21 protein-coding genes are annotated in these 25,189 nt (G+C 70.3%); 17 read left to right on the forward strand and 4 right to left on the reverse strand.

All coding sequences use genetic code 11. The annotated features are described in order from the left end of the window. Positions 1-228: 228 nt before the first annotated feature. From ACFQ0P_RS13180 to ACFQ0P_RS13205, 6 genes are all read left to right on the forward strand, one after another. A complete protein-coding gene (locus ACFQ0P_RS13180) occupies positions 229-813 on the forward strand; it encodes an ATP-dependent Clp protease proteolytic subunit (protein ID WP_204979121.1) in 585 nt (194 codons plus the stop codon). Positions 814-845: 32 nt separating this feature from the next. Continuing rightward, positions 846-1,517, forward strand: coding sequence for an ATP-dependent Clp protease proteolytic subunit (locus ACFQ0P_RS13185; RefSeq protein WP_204979122.1), 672 nt, complete (start codon positions 846-848; stop codon positions 1,515-1,517). A 168-nt stretch (positions 1,518-1,685) separates the two neighbouring features. Continuing rightward, a complete protein-coding gene (gene clpX / locus ACFQ0P_RS13190; RefSeq protein ID WP_204979123.1) occupies positions 1,686-2,954 on the forward strand; it encodes an ATP-dependent Clp protease ATP-binding subunit ClpX in 1,269 nt (422 codons plus the stop codon). A gap of 88 nt (positions 2,955-3,042) precedes the next feature. Continuing rightward, positions 3,043-3,882 (forward strand): hypothetical protein, encoded by an 840-nt coding sequence (locus ACFQ0P_RS13195; RefSeq protein WP_204979124.1) that lies wholly within the window; start codon positions 3,043-3,045, stop codon positions 3,880-3,882. A 95-nt stretch (positions 3,883-3,977) separates the two neighbouring features. Beyond that, positions 3,978-5,105, forward strand: a complete 1,128-nt coding sequence (locus ACFQ0P_RS13200) for a class I SAM-dependent methyltransferase (protein ID WP_204979125.1) — start codon at positions 3,978-3,980, stop codon at positions 5,103-5,105. A gap of 80 nt (positions 5,106-5,185) precedes the next feature. Continuing rightward, the gene (locus ACFQ0P_RS13205) at positions 5,186-6,238 is read left to right on the forward strand and encodes an alpha/beta fold hydrolase (protein ID WP_378772529.1); all 1,053 of its coding nucleotides are present in this window, start codon (positions 5,186-5,188) and stop codon (positions 6,236-6,238) included. Between the two features lie 8 nt (positions 6,239-6,246). On the opposite strand, the gene ACFQ0P_RS13210 is transcribed toward ACFQ0P_RS13205, so the two are convergent. Further along, positions 6,247-8,298: a M3 family metallopeptidase gene (locus ACFQ0P_RS13210; protein WP_204979126.1), complete on the reverse strand. Its 2,052-nt coding sequence runs from the start codon at positions 8,296-8,298 to the stop codon at positions 6,247-6,249. A 106-nt stretch (positions 8,299-8,404) separates the two neighbouring features. Here ACFQ0P_RS13210 and ACFQ0P_RS13215 point away from each other — a divergent pair, with 106 nt between their 5' ends. The 3 genes from ACFQ0P_RS13215 to ACFQ0P_RS13225 are packed head-to-tail and all read left to right on the forward strand — an operon-like array spanning position 8,405 to position 10,583. Next, a complete protein-coding gene (locus ACFQ0P_RS13215) occupies positions 8,405-9,043 on the forward strand; it encodes an ArsR/SmtB family transcription factor (RefSeq protein WP_378772531.1) in 639 nt (212 codons plus the stop codon). Next, on the forward strand, positions 9,040-9,246 hold the full coding sequence (locus ACFQ0P_RS13220) for a hypothetical protein (protein ID WP_204979127.1): 207 nt from the start codon (positions 9,040-9,042) through the stop codon (positions 9,244-9,246). Before ACFQ0P_RS13215 ends, ACFQ0P_RS13220 begins: the two co-directional genes overlap by 4 nt. Further along, the gene (locus ACFQ0P_RS13225) at positions 9,243-10,583 is read left to right on the forward strand and encodes an MFS transporter (RefSeq protein ID WP_204979128.1); all 1,341 of its coding nucleotides are present in this window, start codon (positions 9,243-9,245) and stop codon (positions 10,581-10,583) included. Before ACFQ0P_RS13220 ends, ACFQ0P_RS13225 begins: the two co-directional genes overlap by 4 nt. Before the next feature lie 10 nt (positions 10,584-10,593). On the opposite strand, the gene ACFQ0P_RS13230 is transcribed toward ACFQ0P_RS13225, so the two are convergent. From ACFQ0P_RS13230 to ACFQ0P_RS13240, 3 genes are all read right to left on the reverse strand, one after another. After that, positions 10,594-10,842, reverse strand: coding sequence for a hypothetical protein (locus ACFQ0P_RS13230; RefSeq protein ID WP_204979129.1), 249 nt, complete (start codon positions 10,840-10,842; stop codon positions 10,594-10,596). A gap of 1 nt (position 10,843) precedes the next feature. Beyond that, positions 10,844-13,423: a valine--tRNA ligase gene (gene valS, locus ACFQ0P_RS13235; protein WP_204979130.1), complete on the reverse strand. Its 2,580-nt coding sequence runs from the start codon at positions 13,421-13,423 to the stop codon at positions 10,844-10,846. 98 nt (positions 13,424-13,521) lie between these two features. Continuing rightward, positions 13,522-14,181, reverse strand: coding sequence for a pentapeptide repeat-containing protein (locus tag ACFQ0P_RS13240; protein WP_204979131.1), 660 nt, complete (start codon positions 14,179-14,181; stop codon positions 13,522-13,524). Positions 14,182-14,306: 125 nt separating this feature from the next. Between ACFQ0P_RS13240 and ACFQ0P_RS13245 the strand changes: the two genes are divergently transcribed. The 8 genes from ACFQ0P_RS13245 (at position 14,307) to ndk (ending at position 25,124) form a co-directional block, all read left to right on the forward strand. Continuing rightward, positions 14,307-15,923 (forward strand): ABC transporter substrate-binding protein, encoded by a 1,617-nt coding sequence (locus ACFQ0P_RS13245; RefSeq protein ID WP_204979132.1) that lies wholly within the window; start codon positions 14,307-14,309, stop codon positions 15,921-15,923. A gap of 31 nt (positions 15,924-15,954) precedes the next feature. Beyond that, the gene (locus ACFQ0P_RS13250; RefSeq protein ID WP_204979133.1) at positions 15,955-16,953 is read left to right on the forward strand and encodes an ABC transporter permease; all 999 of its coding nucleotides are present in this window, start codon (positions 15,955-15,957) and stop codon (positions 16,951-16,953) included. Beyond that, entirely contained in the window at positions 16,950-17,762 is an 813-nt protein-coding gene (locus ACFQ0P_RS13255) for an ABC transporter permease (RefSeq protein WP_204979134.1), read from the forward strand. Before ACFQ0P_RS13250 ends, ACFQ0P_RS13255 begins: the two co-directional genes overlap by 4 nt. Then, complete coding sequence (locus ACFQ0P_RS13260) at positions 17,759-19,300, forward strand: dipeptide ABC transporter ATP-binding protein (RefSeq protein WP_204979135.1); 1,542 nt, start codon at positions 17,759-17,761, stop codon at positions 19,298-19,300. The genes ACFQ0P_RS13255 and ACFQ0P_RS13260 overlap by 4 nt, the downstream gene beginning before the upstream one ends. 200 nt (positions 19,301-19,500) lie before the next feature. After that, positions 19,501-22,938, forward strand: coding sequence for an isoleucine--tRNA ligase (ileS, locus tag ACFQ0P_RS13265; protein ID WP_204979136.1), 3,438 nt, complete (start codon positions 19,501-19,503; stop codon positions 22,936-22,938). Continuing rightward, on the forward strand, positions 22,935-24,293 hold the full coding sequence (locus tag ACFQ0P_RS13270) for a bifunctional folylpolyglutamate synthase/dihydrofolate synthase (RefSeq protein ID WP_204979137.1): 1,359 nt from the start codon (positions 22,935-22,937) through the stop codon (positions 24,291-24,293). Before ileS ends, ACFQ0P_RS13270 begins: the two co-directional genes overlap by 4 nt. Further along, complete coding sequence (locus ACFQ0P_RS13275; RefSeq protein ID WP_204979138.1) at positions 24,290-24,694, forward strand: DUF4233 domain-containing protein; 405 nt, start codon at positions 24,290-24,292, stop codon at positions 24,692-24,694. The genes ACFQ0P_RS13270 and ACFQ0P_RS13275 overlap by 4 nt, the downstream gene beginning before the upstream one ends. 16 nt (positions 24,695-24,710) lie before the next feature. Then, positions 24,711-25,124: a nucleoside-diphosphate kinase gene (gene ndk / locus ACFQ0P_RS13280; protein ID WP_204979139.1), complete on the forward strand. Its 414-nt coding sequence runs from the start codon at positions 24,711-24,713 to the stop codon at positions 25,122-25,124. Positions 25,125-25,189 lie beyond the last annotated feature (65 nt).

A 25,189-nucleotide genomic window follows, 5' to 3' on the forward strand; every position in this document is an offset into this window, starting at 1 on the left:
CTGCGCGGTCGTCTCGTAGACCGCCAGCAGTTCGGGGATCACCGCCATCTTCGCCCACTCTTACGGCGACCGTGGTCCGCAACTCGCCACCCGCTGCCGAGATCTCGTTCGGGCCAGCCCCATCCGACGCATTGGGCTGCACGCCTGATCTGCCCACGGCGAACACGGGCGGGTCGCTCTCGGCGCGCCGGTAGATTCGATGGCACGACCACGGAATCAGGAGTACACATGGCCGAACCACTTGTCGCGACCAGCGTCTTCGACAGGCTGCTGAAGGACCGCATCATCTGGCTGGGGTCGGAGGTGCGTGACGAGAACGCCAACGAGATCTGCGCGAAGATCCTCCTTCTCGCCGCCGAGGACTCCGAGAAGGACATCTATCTCTACATCAACTCGCCCGGCGGCTCGATCACGGCCGGCATGGCGATCTACGACACGATGCAGTTCGTGCCGAACGACATCGTCACCGTCGGCATCGGGATGGCCGCGTCCATGGGTCAGCTGCTGCTGACGGCCGGCACGAAGGGCAAGCGCTACATCACGCCCAACGCCCGCGTGTTGCTCCACCAGCCGCACGGCGGCTTCGGCGGCACGGCGAGCGACATCCAGACCCAGGCGCAGCTGATCCTCGACATGAAGAAGCGCCTCGCCGAGATCACGGCGGCCCAGACCGGCAAGTCGGTCGAGCAGATCAACGCCGACGGCGATCGTGACCGGTGGTTCAGCGCGGACGAGGCGCTGGAGTACGGTTTCGTCGACCACATCCGCGAGTCCGCGACCGACGTCGTCGGCGGCGGCGGAACCGCGTCCTGACGGATCCGAAGGCGAAAGAGAGAGAACCCGGAATGCAGACCCCCACCTTCGGACCCAGCGCCCCGCAGTCGCTCCAGATGCCCGGCAGCCGGTATATCCTGCCGCAGTTCGAGGAGCGCACCGCCTACGGCTACAAGCGCCAGGACCCGTACAACAAGCTGTTCGAGGACCGCGTGATCTTCCTGGGCGTCCAGGTCGACGACGCGTCGGCCGACGACGTGATGGCGCAGCTGCTCGTGCTCGAGTCCCAGGACCCCGACCGCGACATCATCATGTACATCAACTCGCCCGGCGGATCGTTCACCGCGATGACCGCGATCTACGACACCATGCAGTACGTGTCCCCGCAGATCCAGACCGTCGTGCTCGGGCAGGCAGCGTCGGCGGCGGCGGTGCTGCTGGCAGCCGGCGCGCCCGGCAAGCGCCTCGCGCTGCCGAACGCGCGCATCCTGATCCACCAGCCGGCGATGGGCGAGGCCGGGCACGGCCAGGCCTCCGACATCGAGATCCAGGCGCAGGAGATCATGCGCATGCGCACGTGGCTCGAGCAGACGCTGTCGAAGCACTCGACGAAGAGCGTCGAAGAGGTCAACAAGGACATCGATCGCGACAAGATCCTGTCCGCCGAAGAGGCCGTGGCCTATGGTCTCGTCGACCAGGTGCTCACGACCCGCAAGCGCACCCCCGCCGCACTGACCAAGTAGAGCGGATGCCGCGAAGCCCCGTCCCCGGATCACTCCGGGCGGCGGGGCTTCGCCGTGAGCAGAATCGCAGGCGCGCACAACGCGTGTCGCAATCCCTCCGCATGTCGCCCGATGCGATTAGGCTCGGAGAACAGCCGGGGGCCGCCCCGTCGCACGAGAGGGAGCCGTATGGCACGCATCGGTGAGAGCGCCGACCTGTTCAAGTGCTCCTTCTGCGGAAAGAGCCAGAAGCAGGTCCAGCAGCTGATCGCAGGTCCCGGCGTCTACATCTGCGACGAATGCGTCGAGCTGTGCAACGAGATCATCGAAGAGCGCATGGCCGAGTCCAGCTCGGGCGTCGTGACCGACTTCGACCTGCCGAAGCCCCGCGAGATCTTCGGCTTCCTCGAGGAGTACGTCGTCGGCCAGCACGCCGCCAAGCGCGCGCTCTCGGTCGCGGTCTACAACCACTACAAGCGCGTGCGCGCCCACGGCACGATCCAGTCCGCCGAGCAGCGGGCCGATGAGGTCGAGATCGCCAAGAGCAACATCCTGCTCCTCGGTCCGACCGGTTGCGGCAAGACCTACCTCGCGCAGACGCTCGCGAAGCGCCTCAACGTGCCGTTCGCCGTCGCCGACGCCACCGCCCTCACCGAGGCGGGCTACGTCGGCGAGGACGTCGAGAACATCCTGCTCAAGCTGCTGCAGGCGGCCGACTTCGACACGAAGCGCGCCGAGACCGGCATCATCTACATCGACGAGGTCGACAAGATCGCTCGCAAAGCCGAGAATCCCTCGATCACGCGTGACGTGTCGGGTGAAGGCGTGCAGCAGGCGCTGCTCAAGATCCTCGAGGGCACGGTCGCCTCGGTCCCGCCGCAGGGCGGCCGCAAGCACCCCCACCAGGAATTCATCCAGATCGACACGACGAACGTGCTGTTCATCGTGGCGGGGGCCTTCGCCGGGTTGGAAGACATCATCTCCTCTCGCGTCGGCAAGCACGGGATCGGGTTCGGAGCCCCGCTGCACAACAAGGGCGACGACCTCAGCCTCTTCAGCGAGGTGAAGCCCGAAGACCTCCACAAGTTCGGCCTCATCCCCGAGTTCATCGGCCGTCTGCCGGTCGTGGCGTCGGTGTCGCCACTCGACCGTGAGGCTCTCATGGAGATCCTCACGGTGCCCAAGAATGCGCTCGTGAAGCAGTATCAGCGCATGTTCGAACTCGACGGCGTCACCCTCGAGTTCGACACCGAGGCGCTCGAGGCGATTGCCGACCTGGCTGTCGAGCGCAAGACCGGTGCCCGGGGCCTGCGCGCGATCCTCGAGGACGTGCTGGGCCCGATCATGTTCGAGATCCCGTCCACCGACGATGTCGACAAGGCGATCGTGACGCGCGCGTCCGTCGAGGAGGGCGCTCCGCCCACGCTCGTGCTCCGCCAGAAGCGCAAGAGCGCCTGACTCCCGGCAGGGATTGGCCGATTCCGGCCATGCCTGATGGCCGATCCCGGCGACGCGGGGAGGACTGCCCGAGCGATTGACTCGGGGCATGTCAGAAATCGTCCTCTCCACCCACGACGCCGCCGGGCTCTTCGGCCGGCCCGCCGCGTTCGACCTCCGGCACCCGGCGCCTCGTGGTGCGTCGACGCTTATGGAGCCGATCGTCATCCATCCGCGCCACAACGGACCACGTCGCTCGGCCAACGGCGGTTTCGCAGCAGGTGCGATCGCGCGTCGCGTCGACGCCGACGTCGTCACGGTGAAGCTCCGACGCCCCGTTCCGCTCGGGAAGACGCTGCGTGTCATCGCACGCGAAGGTCAGGGCTGCGAGGTGCTGAACGGTCGGACGCTCATCGCCGATGCGGCGCCCGGGCGTCTCGTCGAGACTGTCATGCCCCAGGCGCCTGACTGGCACGAGGCCGAGGCCGCCCGCAACGCCCACCCGCTCGCCGGGGTGCGTCATCCGTTCTCCGACTGCGTGGTGTGCGCGCCGGGGCGCCGTGACGGCATGCACGTCACCCCCGGACCGCTCCCGGATCGACCCGAGATGCTCGCGGCCCCGTGGCTCGTCGACAGCCGGGATGCCGTCGGAGGAACCGCACCGTTCGCCGCCGTCTGGGCGGCCATGGACTGCCCGAGCTATCCGGCGGCAGCGCTCCGGGAGCGCGAGCTGTGCCTGCTCGGGACGATGACCGCGTCCGTGATGCGTCGCCCGCGCGTCGGAGAACAGCTCGTCGTCTTCAGCTGGACGCGTGAGCGTGTCGGACGCCGCATCGAGACCTCCGTCGCGGTCGTCGACGCCTCGGGTGTCGTCGCCGCCCGCGCGGATTCGACGTGGATCGCCGTGCGGCGCCAGCGCCTCGCCCGTGCCATCGGCCGCTTCGCCTGAACCGACCGAGCGCTTTTCCACCTCCAGGCGCGTATCCCGCGCGCCAGACCGAACCCCTCCGCCCGGCGCCGCCGGGGCTCCAGAAAGGAAACACCATGACCACCCATGTTCACGACGGCGTCGACACCGCCGAAGCCGAGCTGCGCGCGGCAGAAGCGGACGAGGGCGCCGCGCTCACCATGCGTCTGCTGGCCTCTCTCACCCCGGCGCTGGAACTGCTCACCGTCGAACTCGGCCTCCGCCACGGTATCTACGCGTCCATCGACCAGGCGGGGGCCGTCACTTCGGCCGAGCTTTCGGCGCAGACCGGGATCACCGAGCGGCAGCTGCGTGAGTGGCTCGACCAGCAGGCGATCGCGGGCATCCTCCTCGCCGACTCGGGCGAGCCACGACGATACCGTCTTCCCGGAGCGTTCCGGCCCGTGCTCCTGGATCCGACCAGCCCGCTCCACGGCGCGGGACTCGCCGAGATGTTCGCGGGGATCGCCGAGACGTTCGACGACGTCGCCGCGACTTTCCCGCACGGCGGTGCCGTCCGGTACGCCGACTTCGGACCGGCCGTGCGCCACGGTCTCGAGACGATCTATCGCCCCGGCTACACGCACGCCCTTCCCCTGTGGATGGAGGCCCTGCCCGACATCACGGCGCGCCTCGAAGCGGGCGGGACGATCCTGGATGCCGGATGCGGCACGGGCTGGTCGAGCGTCGCGCTCGCGCAGCGGTTCCCGCGTGCCCGGGTGATCGGCGTCGACCTCGACGAGGCATCCATCGACGAAGCCCGCCGACATGCCGCGGCTTCGGGCGTGGGGGACCGTGTCTCCTTCGCCTGTCTGGACGCGACCGACGCCGGAGCGATCTCGCGGGTCGTCGACGGTGAGGTGGCCCTGGTCACCGTCTTCCTCGCCCTCCACGACATGAGGGATCCCCGTCGCGGGCTCGCGGCGCTCTCGAGCACGCTGGAGCCGGGCGGAGCGATCCTGATCGGCGATGCCCAGGTCTCCGACGAGTTCGTCGCGCCGGGCACCGACACCGACCGCATGTTCTCGGCCTTCAGCGTTCTGCACTGTCTGCCGGCCACGCTCGCAGAGGGCGGCGGGCACGCGCACGGCACGGTCCTGCGAGCGCCGTCGGTGATCGCCTGGGGCCGCGACGTGGGACTCGCTCACGCCCGGCAGCTCCCGATCGAGCACCCGGCCTGGTCGTTCTACCGACTGAACGCGTGAGCGTCGGTCTGCTCAAGGCCCGACCGGGACGTCCGCCCGGCCCGTACCACACGGGCCGGGCGGTATCCCATACTGAGATCGTGCGACCGGACGAGCCCTCCATCCGCTACGCGTGGTCGGGAACCGACGACGTCGCGTGGTCGGCGGTGGGCGAGGGGCCGCCGGTGCTGATCGGCGGCTGGTGGATGAGTCACCTCGAGCGCGATGCGGAGTACGCGCCGTTCGGCGACTTCGTCGCTCGCATCGCGCAGCACCGGCGCGTGATCCGGATGGACCCGCCGGGCAGCGGCCTCTCGCGGACGCGAGAGACCCCCTCCGATCTCGCGCCCCACGTCGCCGCCATGCTGGCCGTGCTCGACGCCGCGGGAGTGTCCGAGGCCACGCTGCTGGCGGGTTCGTCGGGCTGCCCGGTCGCGATCGCGTTTGCTGCGAAGCATCCGGAACGGGTACGGCGCCTGGTGCTCTGCGGCGCATACCTGGCCGGCGGTCTCATCGCGCCGGACGCGGACCGGCAGGCGCTGATCGATCTGGTGCGGCGGAGCTGGGGCGTGAGCTCCCGGGTGATGTCCGACATCTTCTATCCCGACGCGACGCCGGCCCAGCGCGAGGCCTACGTGCGCCACCAGCGCTCGACCGCGACGGCCGAGGCGGCCGCGGCGGCGCTCGAAGCGGTCTACTCCTTCGATGCCCGTCCGTACGCTTCGCAGGTGTCTGCGCCGGCAGTCGTGCTCCACCGCCGTGGCGACCGTGCGATCCGCCTGGCTCTGGGAGCGGCCGTCGCCGACGCGCTTCCCGATGCGCGCCTGGTCGTGCTCGACGGCGCCGACCACCATCCCTGGCACGGTGACACCGACTCCCTGCTGAATGCCGCGCTGCGATTCGACGGCGTTCCCGACGCTGCGCTGGCGCGCGGTGCCGACGAGCCGGCCCCGCACCGTCAGCCGCTGCCGATCACGGTCAGGGAACTCGAGGTTCTCCTGCTTGTCGCGCGCGGCATGACCGACGCGCAGATCGCGGCAGAGCTCTTCCTCAGCGCCCACACCGTCCACCGCCACGTCGCCAACGCGCGAGCGAAACTGGGTGCGCGCTCGCGCGCCGCCGCAGCCGCGTGGGCCGTCGCCCACGGCGGCTGACGGGCGGTTCAGGCGACGAGGCCCCGGCGCTCGAGAAGCGGCCGGATGTCGGCATCCCTCCCGCGGAAGTCGCGATAGGCCTCGAGAGGATCCTTCGATCCGCCCACGCCGAGCAGGCGCTCCCGGAATCGGTCGCCGTTGTCGCGTGTGAGTCCGCCGTTCTCGCGGAACCACTCGACGGTGTCGGCGTCGAGCACCTCGCTCCAGATGTACGAGTAGTAGCCGGCGCTGTAGCCGCCGGAGAACACGTGCGCGAAGTAGGTCGACGAGTAGCGCGTGGGCACGGCGGGATTGTCGAGCCCGATCTCCCGCAGGGCGGATGCCTCGAACTCGGCGACGTCGATGTCGAGGCCGGCCTGCTCGCGCGTGAGCGAGTGCCAGGCCTGGTCGAGCCACGAGGCGGCGAGATACTCGCTGGTCGCGAAGCCCTGGTTGAACGCCTCCGACGCGTGGAGCTTCTCGACGACGTCAGCGGGGAGCGGCTCGCCGGTGTCGACGTGCCGTGCGTACTGGTCGAGGATCTGCGGCCAGTAGATCCACATCTCGTTCACCTGGCTCGGGAACTCCACGAAGTCGCGGAACACGTTCGTCCCGGCGAAGTGCGGATAGGTGACGGTCGCGAAGAGACCGTGGAGCGCGTGACCGAATTCGTGGAAGAGCGTCGTGACCTCGTCGAGCGTCAGCAGGGTGGGGCTTCCGGCGGCGGGCTTCGGAACGTTGAGGTTGTTGACCACGATCGGCCGCGTGCCGCGAAGGCGGGACTGCGACACGATCGCGTTCATCCAGGCTCCGCCGCGCTTGGTGTCGCGCGTGTAGAGGTCGAGGATGAACAGGCCGAGCTCAGACCCGTCGGGGTTGTGGATCTCGAACACGCGGGCGTCGGGGTGGTAGGCCCGGATGTCGGCCCGCTCGCGGAACGTGATCCCGTACAGTTCGGATGCCGCGTGGAACACGCCGTCCTGCAGCACGCCCTCCGCCTCGAACCACGGCCGCAGCGCCGCACGATCGAGGTCGTACTCGGCGGCGCGGACCTTCTCCGTGTAGAACGCCCAGTCGTGTGCCTCGAGGGCGAACGGCTCGGGCTCGGCGTCGATGAGCGACTGCAGTGCCCTCTGCTCGCGCACCGCGTTGGCCGCGGCCGGCGCGGCGAGGCGTCGAAGCAGGTCGTGCACGGCCGCGGGTGAGCCCGCCGTCTCGTCCGAAGTGATGTACGCCGCATGGGTGTCGTAGCCCAGCAGCTCCGCGCGCTCGGCCCGGAGCCGGACGATCTCGAGGAGCACCTCGCGGTTGTCGTGGGCATTGCCGCGCGACCCACGCGATCGGGAGGCGTCCAGGATGCGCTTGCGGCTGTCGCGACGGGTGAGGGAGGAGAGGTACGGGTGTCCGGTGAACAGCGTGAGCGTCACGACCCATCTCCCCTCGAGCCCGCGGTCCGCCGCCGCCTGCGCGGCGGCGGACAGTTCGCCGTCGGTGAGCCCGTCGAGCTCGTCGGCCGTCTCGAAGACGACGGCGAGGTCGTTGGTGTCGGCGAGCAGGTTCTTCTCGAAGGCGGTGGTGCGCGTCGACAGGCGCTGGTTGAGCGCTGTCAGTCGCTCCTTCGCGGCGTCGTCGAGCGCGGCGCCGGCGTGTGTCATCTCGCGGTAGTGACGCTCGACGAGGTAGCGCTGCTCGGGCTCGAGCTCGAGTTCATCGAGCTGGTCGTGGATCGTCTTGATGCGCCAGTACAGCTGCGCGTCGAGCTGGATCGAGTCCTGGTGCGCCGACATGAGCGGGGCGAGCTCTTCTTCGATCGCCTGGATCTCTTCGGTCGCGTCGGCGGAGGACACCGTGTAGAACGTGCGGGCGACGTCGCCGAGCAGCCGGCCGCTCTCTTCGAGGGGGACGAGCGTGTTCTCGAAGGTCGGCATCGAGCGCACGCGGGTGATCCGCGACACCTCGGCGGAGTGTTCCTCGAACGCCGCCCGGAAGGCGGGGAGGTAGTGCTCGGGACGGATCGCCGAGTAATCGGGGAGGCCATAGGGAAGGGCGCTGGGGGAGAGAAGCGGGTTGTCGTTCGACATGCCGCCCAGCCTAATCAGCGAGACCGAGAATGCCCACATTTGTTTGCAAAGAAGTAATTGCAAAGAAAAGCTTGCAAAGAAACCTTTGCATGGCTAATCTGTGAGCATGGCAGAGAAAAAGGTCGACGCGCAGGCGGAGGCGATGGCGCGCTCCGAGCAGCGCCACAACGAGGACCGCGTCCTGGACTCGGGCGCGCTGCGGGCTCTGGCGCATCCACTCCGAGTCAAGATCTACGACATCCTCAGCCAGTACGGTCCTCAGACCGCGAGCTCACTCGCTGAGCGCCTCGGAGAGTCCAGCGGCTCGACGAGCTACCACCTGCGCGCCCTCGCGAAGCACGACCTCATCCGTGAGGCGGAGGACCGCGGAACGGCGCGCGAGCGTTGGTGGGAACGACCGGTGGGCGGCGTCTCGTTCGCGAACCCCGATGCCATGACCACCCCGGCCGGCCGCGCCGCGACCCAGGTCGTCATGAACGAATTCCTCCGCAACCGCAACGACCAGCTCCTCGACTTCGTCAACCGCGGGATCAGTGGCGAGGACGAGGTCTGGCAGGAGGGCACGCTCATCTCCACCGCCACGGCGCGCCTCACTCCGGAGCAGAGCAAAGAACTCGCGCTGCGGATCATGGCCCTCATCGACGAGACCGTCGACAACTACCGCAATCAATCCGGCGAGAACGTCCGCCCGGTCACCATCCGGGCGGATCTCTTCCCGCTTCCGACCCTGGGGGATCAGTCATGACCGCACTCACCGCACCCCGCTCCGTCAGCGCGACGGGATTCGAGAGGATGCTGCTCGCCGCCGCCGTGGGGGTGGATCAGTTCGTCGCCGCCCGCCTGGAGCGCCGGGCCGCGAGCGCCTCGCCCGTACCGGCGCAGACAGCCGCGACCGACGCACGCTCCGACGCCCTCGCGATGGGCTCTGTCGGAATGCTGCCGAGATGACCGACACCGCGGACGCCCCGGCGACGACGGAGGGGGCCGGGCGCAAGGGCCGGCCCCCTCTGGGTCGCGATTTCGGCAAGCTGTGGACGGCCGCCGCCTTCAGCAACCTCGCCGACGGACTGGGTCGCACCGCGGTGCCGCTGATCGGCACGACCCTCACCGACGACCCGCTGGCGATCGCCGCGCTGGGCGCGGTAGCTTTCTTGCCCTGGCTGCTGTTCGGCTTGCCGGCCGGAATGATCGTCGATCATTTCGACCGCCGGATCGTCATGGCGATCGCCAACGCGCTGCGGGGCGGGGTGGCGCTGTGGCTCTCTCTTCTCGCTGTGACGAGCTCGATGAGCCTGTGGGCCCTCATCGCCGGAACGCTCGCGTTCGGACTCGGTGAGACGCTGTTCGACAACGCGACCAACGCCATCGTCCCCGCGGTGGTCCGCAGAGAAGGGCTGGATCGCGCGAACGGCTGGCTGCAGGCCGCCCAGATCACGATCGACAACTTCATCGCGACACCCATCGCGGGGGTGCTGTTCGCCGTCTCCCTCGCGCTGCCGCTGTGGTCGACCACGGGAGCCTATCTCGTGCCGATTGCGCTTGCGCTGTTCCTTCCCCTCAGCGCGGCTCGACCTCTCAGGGGTGCGGCTGCTCCCGCGGTGCCCGATCCGGATGCCCCGGATGTGACGGCGGGCATGATGTCCGAGCCGGTCGCGGTTCCTCCAGCACGTACTCGGGTCACCACGCGCGAGGCGCTCAGATACCTGTGGCAGCACCGCTACCTGCGCTCCATGGTGGTGTTCACGTCCCTCATCGGGTCGGCCCTCTCGTTGTCGCAGGGCGTCATCATCCTGTTCTTCCTCGACGAGCAGCAGGTCGCCTACGTGGCGATAGGGTTCGTGACCGCCGGGATCGGAATCGGCGCACTCGCCGGTTCGCTGATCGCACCCCGCCTGGTGGAGCGCTTCGGCCGCGGCCCGATCATGGTCGGGGCCATCGTCATCGCCGGTGTCGGAACCGTGCTCACCGGGCTCGCGCCCGACGCGATCACAGCCGTGAGCGCCTTCGCCGTCGCCGCCGGCGCGGTCTCCGTCTGGAACGTCCCGTGGGGTGCGCTGCGTCAGCAGATCGTGCCGGGTGAGATGTTCGGCCGGGTTCTGGGGGTCATCCGCACCCTGACGTGGGGGCTGTTCCCGATCGCGACACTCGTCGGCGGATGGATCGGCCGCACCGACCTGCGCCTCCCCTTCTTCATCGGGGGCGGGTTCATCGTGGTCGCAGCCCTCGTCGCCATCCCTCTCCTCGTCGGCGGAACCCGCCGAGCCGGGGCTGAGATCGACCGCTGACGGTCCGGGTTCAGGCGAACCCGTCTTCCGTGTCGTGGTGAGCAACGGCCACGCCGTCTTCGTCGAGCGTCACGATCACACCGGTGTCCAGCTCGGCGATGGGACGCCCCTCGAGCCAGGTGAGCGTCCAGCGCGGCCGGGGCTGGCCGAACTGATCGGTCGGGATCGTCGCGTCCACGGCGGCGATCCCGGTGCGGAGCGCGGGCGGGACGGCGGCGGGGGGCTCGTCGCCCGAGGTCCAGCGTGTGCCGAGCTGCATGTCAGGCCTCCTGGGGTGCGAGGACGATCTCCGACACGGACAGCTCGTCGGCCTCGGCATAGGAGATGCCCGCGATGCGGCCGACGGCCTTGAGGTCGCCCTCCGCGAGCCGCAGCATCTCGAGAGCGGTGGCAGGCCCCGCGATCGTGACGCTGTCCACGGGCGTCTTCTGCGAGGCCTTGGCCTCGGTCTTCGCGCGGCGGACGCCGATGAGAGCCTCACCGACGACGTCGAGCACCGCGGGGTCGCCGCCGGAGCCCAGGGGCTCCGGCCAGGCGGCCGCGTGGACGGATCCCTCGTTGAACCAGGACCACGCCTCCTCTGCGGCGAACGAGATGACCGGCGCGAACAGGCGCAGGAGCGTCGACAGCGCGGTGCGCAGCGAGAGGGCGGCCGAGGCCTGCCCGACGTCGGTCCGGTCGTACGCGCGCTCCTTGACCAGTTCGAGGTAGTCGTCGCAGAACGTCCAGAAGAACGACTCCGTCACCTCCAGCGCCCGTGCGTGGTCGTAGGCGTCCAGTGCCCGCGTGGCCTCGGCGACGACGTCGTCCAGGTTCGCGAGCATCGACGCGTCCAGCGCGTGGGTGACCTCCGCACCCTCGGGCACGGGGAAGGACAGCACGAACTTCGCGGCGTTGAGGATCTTGATGGCGAGGCGGCGCCCGATCTTGATCTGCGTCGGATTCTGCGGGTCGAAGGCGGCGTCCGTGCCGAGCCTGCTCGAGGCGGCCCAATAGCGCACCGCGTCCGATCCGTGCTGAGCGAGGATGTCGGCGGGCGTGACGACGTTGCCCTTGGACTTCGACATCTTCTTGCGGTCGGGATCGACGATGAAGCCCGAGATCGCGGCATCCGTCCACGGCGCGCGGCCGTCTTCGAGGGCGCTGCGGAGCAGGGTCGAGAACAGCCAGGTCCGGATGATGTCCTGACCCTGCGGGCGCACATCGAACGGCGAGACCAGGTCCCACAGCTCCGGGTCGCGCTCCCACCCGCCGGCGAGCTGCGGGGTCAGCGACGACGTCGCCCACGTGTCGAAGATGTCGCGCTCGCCGTCGAAGCCGCCCGGGACGCCGCGCTGCTCGGCGGTGTAGCCGGGAGGCACGTCGCTGGTCGGGTCGACCGGGAGCTGCTCCGGCGCGGGAACGAGCACCCGCGCGTAGTCGCGCTCGCCGTTCTCGTCGAGCGCGTACCACACCGGGATGGGCACGCCGAAGAAGCGCTGGCGCGAGACCAGCCAGTCGCCGGTGAGGCCGTTGGTCCAGTTCTCGAAGCGGACGCGCATGAAGTCCGGATGCCACGACATGCTCTTGCCGAGTGCGATCAGGCGCTCGCGGAGAGACTCATCGCGGGCGCCGTTGCGGACGTACCACTGGCGCGTCGACACGATCTCGAGCGGGCGATCGCCCTTCTCGTAGAACTTCACGGGGTGGGTGAACGGCCGGGGCTCGCCCTCCAGTTCGCCGGACTCCGAAAGGAGCTCGACGATCCGCTTCTTCGCGCTGAACACCGTCTTGCCCGCCAGCTCCGCGTACGCGGCCTTCGCGGCATCCGTGACGATCACGTCGGGCGCCTCGGGGACGACGCGTCCGTCCTGGCCGAGGATCGTGCGGTTCGGCAGATCGAGCTCGCGCCACCACACGATGTCGGTGACGTCGCCGAACGTGCAGATCATCGCGATGCCCGACCCCTTGTCCTGCTGGGCGAGCGGGTGGGCGAGGATCGGCACTTCGACGTCGAAGAGCGGCGTGCGCACCGTGGTGCCGAAGAGCGGCTGGTAGCGCTCGTCGTCGGGGTTGGCGACGAGGGCGACGCACGCGGGCAGAAGCTCGGGCCGCGTGGTCTCGATGTGCACGTCGCCCGAGCCGTCGGTCTTGTGGAAGGCCACGCGGTGATAGGCGGCGGGCTGATCGCGGTCCTCGAGCTCGGCCTGGGCGATCGCGCTGCGGAAGTCGATGTCCCACAGCGTCGGGGCCATCGCCTGGTACGCCTCGCCGCGCTCCACGTTGCGCAGGAACGCGAGCTGGCTCGTGCGGATCGTGTCGTCGGAGATGGTGCGGTAGGTCTGCGTCCAGTCGACGCTCAGCCCGAGCGAGCGCCACAGCGCCTCGAAGTGCTTCTCGTCTTCGACTGTGAGCTTCTCGCACAGCTCGATGAAGTTGCGGCGGCTCACCGGCACCTGGTCGGCCGCGCGGCTCGACTTGTTGTCGCCGCCCTCGTAGGGCGGGGTGAACCCGGGGTCGTACGGCAGGGAAGGGTCGCAGCGGACGCCGTAGTAGTTCTGGACGCGGCGCTCTGTGGGGAGGCCGTTGTCGTCCCAGCCCATCGGGTAGAAGACGGTCTTGCCGCGCATCCGCTCGAAGCGCACCTTGACGTCGGTGTGGGTGTAGCTGAACACGTGCCCGATGTGCAGGCTGCCGGAAGCCGTCGGCGGGGGAGTGTCGACGGAGAAGATTCCCGCTCGGCCGACCTCGGCGGCGCGGTGACGATCGAACAGGTACGTCCCCTGCGCCGTCCACGCGGCATCCCACTTGGATTCGAGACCCTCGAGGGCGGGCTTGTCGGGAATGTGCGCGTCGGACATGCGGGTCTCCTGGACGATATGTTCGGCACTGTGTGAGCGTGCCTGAGTGTGGGATGCCCGCCGATTCTACCGGGTGGACATCGCCGGGGAGTGCGCCGTCAGTCGCGCACGTCGATGCCGGCCGCCGCAGCGAGGGCCGGCGCGAGCTGCTCGACCTGCCACCCGGACAGCGTCGCGCCGCGCAGCGACGACACGTCCGTGAACGAGAGCACCTCAAGTCCGCGGAGGTCGAGGCTGTCGGCGCGCATCCCGCGTGGATCGACCTCGTCGACGCGGCAGTCCTCGAACCGCACCCGTGACAGCGTTGCCCGGGGGAGGTCGAGCGTGACGATCGTGCAGCCGGCGAAGAGCGCGTCCTCGGCCTTCGCGCCGCCGAGGGACAGGTAGTCGATGCGCACGCCTCGCAGCTCGAGCTCGGAGACGTCCGCGCTCCCGAGGTCGAGTGTGCCGAGTCGCCCTCCCGTGAGGCGCACCCGTCGCAGGCGCGCCTCGCGCGCGTTCACGGTCGTCGCCCGCAGCTCCGTGATCTCGACGTCCACGAGCGTCGCTCCCGTGAGGTCGAGGCGGTCGACGGATGCCGCCGCCACCGCGGTCTCGGTGATGGCCGCGTGCGCGGCATCCACTTCTCCCGTGAGCCCCGCGACACGCTCCCGGAAGTGCTCGCCGTGACGCCCGAGTCGCGTGCCGTCCGAGAGCACGGCCGGCAGCTCCGGTGCGTCGAGGCGCGGGGCGAGGGGGAGTTCGGGGCGTCGGCGCATGCGTCCGACCGTACTCGGGCGTCATCGCAGCGGGAATGCGCACGGGTCCGGACGCGTTGATCGACTGGGTCCACAAAACCGGTACGGTAGACAACCGTCCCCCATCTGAACCCCTGAGGTCCGTCATGCCCTTCTCCGCTCGGCGCCGCATCGCCGCCCTCGTCTCGATCCCGCTCGCGGGAGCGCTGATCCTCTCCTCGTGCGCGGGCGGCGGCCCGCAGCAGGCGGAGTCGGGCGGCGAGGTCGTGTGGGCGATCGAGGGGGCCAACCTGTCTGCGGGCCACATGGACCCTCAGACGAGTCAGCTCGACGTTTCCGCGATGGTGCAGCGCGCGGCGCTCGACTCCCTTGTGTTCCAGGAGCCCGACGGATCGTTCACGCCGTGGCTCGCCGAGGACTGGGAGATCGAGGACGACGGCGCCTCGTACGTGTTCACCCTCCGTGACGACGTCACCTTCCACGACGGCGAGCCGTTCGACGCGGCGGCGGTCAAGGCGAACTTCGACCGCATCGCCGACCCCGAGACCGCGTCCGCGCAGGCGGCCAGCATGCTCGGCGGCGAGTTCTACGCGGGTACCGAGGTCGTCGACGAGCACACCGTGCGCGTGTCGTTCACCCAGCCGTACTCACCGTTCCTCCAGGCCGCCAGCACCGCCCTCCTCGGGTTCTACTCGCCCGCGGTCCTGGAGTCCTCCGCCGATCAGCTGAAGGCCGGCGGTCCCGGCATCACCGTCGGGACCGGCCCGTTCGAGCTCACCGAGTACACGCCGGACCAGGAGATCGTGTACACCCGCAACGAGGACTACGCGTGGGGCCCGCACGACACGGATGCGGCGGAGTTCGAGACGCTGCGCGTCGAGATCCTGCCCGAGGCCTCCGTGCGCGTCGGGGTGGTCGAGAGCGGTGAGGCAGACCTCGCCAGCCAGCTGCCGCCGAACCTCGCGGCCGATCTCGGGGCGCCCCTCACGGTCGACTCCGAGGAGTATCCGGGCCTGCCGTACTCGCTCTACCTGAACGAGCAGTACGGCGTGTTCGCCGACGAGCGCGTGCGCGAGGCCTTCTCGCGCGCGATCGACATCGACACCGCGGTGGAGGAGATCTTCTTCGGGCAGTTCCCGCGCGCGTGGTCGATCCTGGGGTCGACCACGCCGACGTACGACGCGTCGCTCGAGGACACGTGGTCGTTCGACCCGGCCGTGGCGGACGAGCTCCTCGACGAGGCGGGCTGGACCGAGCGCGACGCCGAGGGCTACCGCGTCAAGGACGGACAGCGTCTCTCCGCACGCTGGATCGCCTGGACGCCCGTCCCCGACGACCGCGCGGCTCTCGCCAACGCGATCCAGTCCGACCTCAAGGCCGTCGGGTTCGAGCTCGTGCGCGAGGTCCTCGAGCCGGGCGCGTACAACGAGCAGTACGGACCCAAGACGTTCGACCTCACCGACTGGGGCTTCTCGGGCGTCGACCCCGACCTCCTGCGCAGCCACCTCCACACCGACGGGTTCCAGAACGCGTCCCAGGTGAGTGACCCCGCCCTCGACGAACTGCTCGAGCGCGGCGTCGCGACGGCCGACGCCGACGAGCGGGCCGAGATCTACGGTCAGGTGCAGCAGTGGAACGCGGACCACGTGGCGATCGTCCCGCTGTACAGCCCGTCCTTGATCACCGCGGTCTCCGAGGCCGTGTCCGGCCTCGCCTACGATCTCTACGGGCGTCCGCTGTTCTACGACGTCAGCGTCGGCTGACCGGGCACCGGGAGGGCGGACTCGACGGGCGATGACGGCATCGCGGGCAGGAGCACGGCGGGTCGCCCTCCGCATCGCCGGCATCGCGGCATCCGTCCTCGTCGTCCTGTGGGGGGCGGCGACTCTGGCGTTCCTCGCATTCCGCGTCATCCCCGGCGACCCGGTCGAGGTCATGCTCGGCCCGCAGGCGCAGGTGAGCGACGAGGTCAAGGCCGCGATCCGCACAGAGCTCGGCCTGGACCGTCCGCCGTTCGAGCAGTACTTCGCCTACCTCGGCCAGCTGCTGCGCGGAGATCTCGGCGAGTCGTATCAGCTCCGGATGCCGGTCACCGAGGTCATCGGCCGTCAGCTGGGCGCCACACTCCAGCTGTCCGCGCTCGCGCTCGCGATCGCGGTGGTGCTGGCCTTCGCGGTGGCGATGCTCGCCGCGGGGCGGACATCACGCGCGATCGCGTCCGCGGTGGAACTCGTGGTCCTCTCCACTCCCGTCTTCTGGATCGGCCTCCTGCTGCTGAGCGTCTTCGCCTTCGGTCTCGGCTGGTTCCCCGTCGCGGGGTCCCGCAATCCGTCCACGATCGTGCTCCCGGCGGTGACCCTCGCACTCCCGGTCGCCGCCCTGCTCGGGCAGGTGCTGCGCGACGGCATCGAGTCCGCCGAGGCCCAGCCGTTCGCGACCACGGTGCGCGCCCGCGGCGCGACGACGTCCCGGCTGACCCTGCACCACACCCTGCGGCACGGCTCGGCCGGTGCGCTGACCCTCGCCGCCTACCTCGTGGGCTCGCTGCTCGGCGGTGCGGTGCTGGTGGAGACGGTCTTCGCCCGCCCCGGCCTCGGGCGCGTCACCCTCACCGCGATCACCGACCGCGACCTGCCCGTCATCACCGGCGTCATCCTGCTCAGCGCCGTCGTCTTCGCCGTGGTGAGCCTCGTCGTGGAGGCCGTGTACCCACTCATCGACCCCCGGTTGCGACGGGGGGCCGGCACCACCGCCGTCGACACGGCTGCGGCTCGGCAGAGGGTTGCGGCATGAGTGTTCCGCGCCGCATCGCCCTGGCCGTCGCGCTCGTGGTGCTCGCCCTCATCGCGGCGGTCGCGCTCGCCCCGCAGCTGTTCGCCACCGCCGACCCCCTCCAGACCGACGTGCGCTCCGCCCTGCTGCCGCCGAGTCCCGAGCACTTCTTCGGCACGGATCAGAGCGGGCGCGACGTGTACTCGCGGGTCGTCTACGGCGCGGCGAGGTCCGTCGGGATCGGCGTGCTCGCAACGGCGACGGCGTTCGCGCTCGGCCTGATGTTCGGCGCGCTGTCGGGCGTCGCCCCTCGTGCGATCGACGCCGCGGCGATGCGGGTCACCGACGTCCTCCTCGCGTTCCCCGAGTTCCTCGTGGCCCTCGTCGTCGTGGCCGTGCTCGGGCCGGGCCCCGTCAACGTCGCGATCGCCGTGACCATCGCCGCGGTCCCGATCTACATCCGGCTCGCACGCGTGCAGACCCGCACGCTGCGCCTCGCCGAGCACGTGGAGGCGGCGCGGATCCTGGGGGTTCCCGCCGCTCGGGCCTTCGGCCGCCACGTCCTTCCCGGCGTGGTCGGTGCGGTCAGCGTGCTCGCGACGATCGGGATCGGCTCGAGCATCCTCGCCGCGGCAGGCCTGAGCTTTCTCGGACTCGGGCCGACCGAGCCCAGCCCGGAATGGGGCCTCATGCTCGCCGGAGGGCGCAACGTCATCGGCCAGGCCTGGTGGGTGTCGGCGTTCCCCGGCGCCGCCATCACGGTGACGGTCATGGCCGCGACGATCGTGGGGCGCACCCTGCGGGCGCGCGCCGAGGGGGCGGGTCGATGAGCGGCCTCTCGGTGACGGGGCTCACGGTGTCCTTCGGCGACGCTCGTGCCGTGGACGGGCTCGATCTGCAAGTCGCTCCCGGTGAGTGCGTCGCGATCATCGGCGAGTCCGGCGCGGGCAAGTCGCTCACGGCCCGGGCGCTCCTCGGTCTCGCCCCCCGTGCCGCGCGCGTCGAGGCCCGGGCGCTCGACATCGCGGGCGTCGATGCGCGCGAGCTCGGCGAGCGCGCGTGGCGCCGCCTCCGCGGGTCGCGGATCGCGCTCGTCTCCCAGGACGCCCTCGTGTCGCTCGACCCGTTGCGCCGGGTGGGGGCCGAGGTGGCCGAGCCGCTCGTGATCCACGGTCGGATGCCGCGCGCCGCGCGCCGCGCGCGGGTCGAAGCTCTGCTCGCCCAGGTCGCGATGCCCGAACCATCGCGCCGGGTGCGCCAGTACCCTCACGAACTGTCCGGCGGGCTCCGCCAGCGCGCTCTCATCGCGTCGGCGCTCGCTGCAGAGCCTGCGATCCTCGTCGCGGACGAGGCGACCACGGCGCTCGATGCCACCGTCCAGGCGAAGATCCTCGCCCTGCTGCGGTCCATCGCGGACCGCGGCGTGGCCGTCGTCTTCATCAGCCACGACTTCGCGGCGGTGCGGGGCGTCGCCGACCGCGTGCTGGTGATGCGCGACGGACGGGTGGTCGAGACCGGAGCGACGGCAGACGTGTTCGCCGAGCCGACGCATCCGTACACGCGGAGCCTCGTCGCGGCGGCCGTGCACGCCCCGCGCCCCTCCGCCGACGCCGCCCCGTCACGGCTGGAGGTGCGGAATCTGTCGAAGTCGTTCGACGTTCCCGCCGTTCGCGATGTGTCGTTCGCGGTGCCGCGGGGGCGGACGCTGGGCGTGGTGGGGGAGTCGGGTTCGGGCAAGACCACGCTCGCCCGCATGATCGTCGGCGTGGAGCGTCCGGATGCCGGGGAGGTGCTGCTGGACGGACGGCCGCCGACGCCCGCCGGGCAGCGGCGCATCCAGCTCGTGCACCAGAATCCGCTCGGCGCGCTCGATCCGCGCTGGCGCATCGGCCGGTCGCTCGCCGAGGCGCTCGAAGCGGGCGGAGTACCGCGATCCCGGCGCGCCGAAGGCGTGCGGGCGCTGCTCGCCGAGGTGGAACTCGATCCGTCGCTTGCTCGCCGCCGACCCGCGGAACTGTCCGGCGGACAGCGACAGCGGACCGTGATCGCGCGCGCGCTGGCCGCCGCACCCGAGGTCCTCGTGCTCGACGAGCCGGTGTCGGCGCTCGATCCCCTCGTGCGGGAGCGGATCCTCGAGCTCCTCGCCCGGCTCCAGCACGAACGCGACCTCACGCTGGTGTTCGTGTCGCACGACCTCGATGTCGTGGCGGCGGTCTCCGACGAGGTCGTCGTGATGAAGGACGGCGCCGTGGTCGAACGAGGAAGCACCGCCGCCGTGTTCGCCGGGGCGCAGCATCCGTTCACGCAGGAGCTCATCGCGGCGTCCCGTACCGTTCCGCCGCGTGCGCCCACCGCTCCGCCCGCGTAGACTGGGCGCAGCAGCATCGATCCGGCCATCACCGGGGAGCTCTCGGAAGAACGCCCTCGCGGGTCAGTAGAACCGAGCGGGGCAGGCCCGTCACAGCCGCAGTGAGAGAGGGCGTCCGTGGAGTCGGGCGCCACGCGGGGTGGTACCGCGGCTCGGGAGAGTCGTCCTCGCAGGAAGCATTCGCAACCTGCTGGAGTGACATGAGCTACCCAAGACCGAGTCGGTTGTCGAGCAGCGGCGAAGCCGCGAATCGAGACATCGGACCCGCCGCCGACGCCGTCGTGCCGAGCCCGCGGTTCCCGGAGATCGAGCGCGAGACGCTCGCGTTCTGGGAGTCCGACGACACCTTCCGTGCCTCGATCGCCCAGCGCGAGGGCGCGGAGGAGTGGGTCTTCTACGACGGTCCTCCTTTCGCGAACGGCCTGCCGCACTACGGCCACCTCCTCACCGGCTACGCCAAGGATCTCTTCCCGCGGTTCCAGACCATGCGCGGCAAGAAGGTCGACCGCGTCTTCGGCTGGGACACCCACGGCCTGCCCGCGGAGCTCGAGGCGATGAAGCAGCTCGGGATCACCGAGAAGGCCGAGATCGAGCAGATGGGGGTGGCGGCCTTCAACGCCAAGGCCCGCGAGTCGGTGCTCGCCTACACCCGCGAGTGGGAGGACTACGTCACCCGCCAGGCCCGCTGGGTCGACTTCGAGCGCGGGTACAAGACGCTGGACCCCTCGTACATGGAGTCCGTCCTGTGGGCCTTCAAGACCCTCCACGACAAGGGACTCGCGTACGAGGGCCACCGGGTGCTCCCGTACTGCTGGCGCGACGAGACGCCGCTGTCCAGCCACGAGCTGCGCATGGACGACGATGTCTACAAGATGCGCCAGGACCCGTCGGTCACGGTGACCTTCCCGCTCGTCGGCGCCAAGGCCGAAGCCCTGGGCCTCACCGGGGTGCGCGCCCTGGCCTGGACGACCACCCCCTGGACCCTCCCGACGAACCTCGCGCTCGCCGTGGGACCCGACATCCGCTACGTCGTCGTCCCGGGCGGTCCCGCGGGCGCAGCCGACGTGCACCACGCGCCGGACGGCCACGCCGACGAGCCGGCCGAGGCCTACGCGCACCGGTATCTCCTCGCCGAGGAGCTGCTGTCCGGGTACGCCAAGGATCTCGGCTACGAGTCGGCCGACGCCGCCCGTGACGCCGTCGTGCAGACCGTCGTGGGCTCCGAGCTCCAGGACGTCGCCTACGACCGGCTCTTCGACTACTACGCCGACGCCGAGACGTGGGGGACGGGCGACGCCTGGCGCATCCTCGTGGACGACTACGTCACGACGGGCGACGGCACCGGCATCGTGCACCAGGCGCCCGCCTACGGTGAGGACGACCAGCGGGTCACCGAGGCGGCCGGCATCCCGCTGATCATGAGCCTCGACGACGGCGGCCGGTTCCTGCCGCAGGTGACCGACGTCGCCGGAGAGCTATGGATGGATGCGAACACGCCGCTCGTGCGGCTGCTCCGCCAGTCCGGCAGGCTGCTGCGCCTGGCGAGCTACGAGCACTCCTATCCGCACTGCTGGCGGTGCCGCAATCCGCTGATCTACCGCGCAGTATCGAGCTGGTTCGTCCGCGTGACCGACATCAAGGACCGCCTGCTCGAGAACAACGAGCAGATCACGTGGGTGCCCGAGAACGTCAAGCACGGGCAGTTCGGCAAGTGGCTCGAGGGGGCCCGCGACTGGTCGGTGAGCCGCAACCGGTACTGGGGCTCTCCGATCCCGGTGTGGAAGAGCGATGACCCCGAGCACCCGCGGATCGACGTGTACGGCTCGCTCGAAGAACTCGAACGCGACTTCGGCCGCCTGCCGGTGAACACCGACGGCGAGGTGGACCTGCATCGCCCGTTCATCGACGAGCTGACGCGCCCCAATCCCGACGATCCCACGGGCCGGAGTACGATGCGCCGCATCGAGGACGTCTTCGACGTGTGGTTCGACTCCGGGTCGATGCCCTACGCGCAGGTGCACTACCCGTTCGAGAACCAGCAGTGGTTCGACGAGCACGCGCCCGCGGACTTCATCGTGGAGTACATCGGCCAGACGCGCGGCTGGTTCTACGTCATGCACGTGCTGTCGACCGCACTCTTCGACCGGCCGGCCTTCACCGGCGTCTCGTGCCACGGCATCGTCCTCGGCAACGACGGGCAGAAGATGTCGAAGTCGCTGCGCAACTACCCCGACGTCAGCGAGGTCTTCGACCGCGACGGCTCGGACGCGATGCGGTGGTTCCTCATGGCGAGCTCGGTGCTGCGCGGCGGAAACCTCGTCGTGACCGAGGAGGGCATCCGTGCGGGGGTGCGTGAGTTCCTGCTCCCGCTGTGGAACGCCTGGTACTTCTTCGCGACCTACGCCAACGCGGCGGGGGGCCCCGATGGGGCGGGGTACGAGGCATCCTGGCGCACCGACTCCACCGACGTGCTCGACCGCTACATCCTCGCCCTCACGGGCGACCTGGTGCGGGATGTCGCGGCCGACCTGGAGGGGCTCGACTCGACGTCCGCGGCCGCCAAGCTGCGCGACTTCGGCGAGGCGCTCACGAACTGGTACATCCGTCGCTCGCGCGACCGGTTCTGGCTCGGAGTGACCGACGACCCGCAGAGCCGTGAAGCCTTCGACACGCTCTACACGGTGCTGGAGACCCTCACGCGCGTCGCAGCACCGCTGATCCCGCTCATCTCGGAGCGCGTGTGGCAGGGCCTCACCGGCGGTCGCAGCGTTCACCTGCAGGACTGGCCGGATGCATCGGTGTTCGCCGCCGCGGACGACATCCGCTCCGCGATGGATGCCGTCCGTCAGGTCTCCAGTGTCGCCAACGCCCTGCGCAAGCGCGAGGGGAAGCGCGTGCGCCTTCCGCTGGCGACCCTCACGGTGGTGATGAAGGATGCCGCGTCCCTCGCCCAGTTCGAGGGGATCCTGCGCGACGAGCTCAACGTCAAGTCGGTCCAGCTGGTCGAGCTCGACGCGGGCGTGGCCGAGCGGTACGGCATCAGCAGCCGCCTGAGCGTCAACGCCCGAGCCGCCGGTCCGCGCCTGGGCAAGCAGGTGCAGCACGTCATCGCCGGGGCGAAGGCGGGCGTGTGGGAGGAGATCGACGGCTCCGTCGTCGTCGACGGCATCGCGCTGCAGGAAGGCGAGTACGAGCTCACCCTCGAGGCGGGAGGCGTCGACGAGGGCACGGCGATCGCGCTCCTCACGGACGGCGGGTTCGTCCTGCTGGACACCGCGACGACTCCGGAGCTCGAGGCGGAGGGCCTCGCGCGCGACGTCATCCGCGCGGTGCAGGACACCCGCAAGGCGGCCGGGTTCGAGGTGAGTGACCGCATCGATCTGCGTCTGGCATTCGACGACGCCGACGACGCCGCAGCCGTGGCGAGTGCGTTCGCGGCGGCGGATGTCGCGGGTGAGACCCTCGCCCTGGACTACTCGCTCGCGGGTCCCGACGGCCGGCCGCTGCTCGCCGGCGGTGCCGTGCTCGCCGGCGCGGTCGCCCACCCCGGAGATTTCGTGCGCGAGCATGCGGCGCGCGACTTCGCCAACCGCGGAGCTTTCCGGGTCGCCGTGACGAAGGTGGAGGCATCCCAGTGACCGATCGCGACACCGCGCGCGCCGACGCCGTCTACGCCGCGCTCCTCGAACGGCAGGGGGAGCGGTGGGTGCAGCCGCGCGTCGAGCGCACACGCCGCGTGCTCGAGCTCCTGGACGATCCCCAGAAGACCTACCGCGTCGTGCACGTGACGGGCACCAACGGGAAGACCTCGACGAGCCGGCTCATCGAGAGCCTCGTGCGCGCGCACGGGCTGCGCACGGGCCTGTTCACCAGTCCGCATCTCGAGCGATTCACCGAGCGGATCATGGTCGACGGCGAGCCGATCGCCGACGCCGCGGTGGCGGACGCGTGGGACGAGATCGAGCCGTTCGTCGGCCTGGTCGACGCGGAACTGGAGGCCGCGGGCGATGCCCCCCTCACGTTCTTCGAACTGCTGACCGTGCTCGCCTTCGTCGCGTTCGCGGACGCGCCGATCGACGTCCTCGTGCTCGAGGTGGGCATGGGCGGCTCGTGGGACTCGACGAACACCGCCGACGGCGACGTGGCGGTGTTCACCCCCATCGACATCGATCACGCCGATCGCCTCGGATCGACCATCGCCGAGATCGCCTCGGTCAAGGCCGGGATCATCAAGGACGGCGCGGCCGTCGTGTCGGCGCGACAGGATGCCTCGGCCGAGGCCGTCCTGCGCGACGCCGCCGCGGCGCGCGGCGCCACGATCGCGTTCGAGGGCGACGGCTTCGCCCTCGTGGAGCAGCGGCTCGCCGTCGGCGGACAGCAGGTCACCGTCCGCGGGCTGGCCGGCACCTATGAGGAGGAGTACCTGCCGCTCTACGGCGGCCATCAGGGGTTCAACGCCGCCCTCGCGATCGCGGCGGTGGAGGCGCTCATCGGCGGCGGTGAGCAGCCCGTCGCGGCGGACGTTCTCGCCGAAGGCCTCGGCGAGGCGACGGCGCCCGGACGCCTGCAGCTCGTGGGGATCGCACCGACCGTGCTCGTCGACGCCGCCCACAATCCGCACGGTGCGCGCGCGCTGGCCACGGCACTCCGCGAGTCGTTCGACTTCGATGAGTGGGGAGTCGTGGTCGGCGTGCTCGCCGACAAGGACGCCGGGGGCATCGTCGAGGGGTTCGCTCCCGTCGCGACGCACGTGTTCGCGACCTCACCGGCATCGGATCGCGCCGAGGATGCCGAGCGACTGGCCGATCTCGCCGAGGGCCGCGGACTCCCCGTGACCGTCCACGGCGACCTCGCGCAGGCCGCAGAGGCCGCGCGCGCGTGGGCTGCGGCAGCCGATCGACGCGCGGTCGTGATCGCCGGGTCGGTCGTCCTCGCCGGTGAGGCCCTCGCCCTGGCGAACGCCGAAGACTGGAAGAGCGGGTGGACGGCATGACGACGCAGGAGGCTCCGCCGCCGCGCCGGCGACCGCGCGGGGCGGCGGAATCGCTCGGGTCGATCGTGCTCGCGTTCGAGTCGATCATCGCGTTCCTGGGCGGCCTCGTCGTCTACGGGCTGCGGGCGCTTCCGGAGCCGATCGCCCCATGGTGGGGGATCGTCGCCGGGGCCGTCGTGGCCGCGCTGATGATCGTCACGACACGGTTCCTCCGCTACTCGTGGGGGATCGCGCTCGGGTGGGTGCTGCAGGTCGTCGTGGCGCTCGGCGCGTTCCTCGTGCCCGCGCTGGCGATCGTGGCGCTCATTTTCGGCGGCATGTACGCGTATGCGACGATCAAGGGAGCCGCGCTCGACCGGCGCAACGCGCAGCTCGCGGCCAACCCCCCTGAAGATGCCTGACGAACGGAGACTCCCCATGGCCACCGAAGAGACGCTCGTACTCGTCAAGCCCGACGGTGTCGCGCGCGGACTGACCGGCGCGATCCTGGCCCGCATCGAGGCGAAGGGGTACTCGCTCGTCGACATCCGGCTCGTCGAGCCCGACCGTGACCTCCTGGAGCGGCACTATGCCGAGCACGAGGGCAAGCCGTTCTACGAGCCGCTGCTGGAGTTCATGATGTCGGGGCCGTCCGTGGCGATCCGCCTGGCGGGCAACCGGGTGATCGAGGGCTTCCGCTCGCTCGCGGGCACCACCGACCCCACGACGGCAGCGCCGGGAACGATCCGCGGCGACTTCGGGCGGGACTGGGGCCTCAAGGTGCAGCAGAACCTGGTCCACGGATCGGACAGCGCCGAGTCCGCGGCCCGCGAGCTCGCGATCTGGTTCTGACGCCTTGCCGAGAGGGCGCGAACGACCGTCGCACAGCGGCCTTTCCCGACGCGCGCGCCCTCTCC

The sequence above is a fragment of the Microbacterium insulae genome (genome assembly GCF_042677065.1).
GTDB classification, from domain to species: Bacteria; Actinomycetota; Actinomycetes; order Actinomycetales; family Microbacteriaceae; genus Microbacterium; species Microbacterium insulae.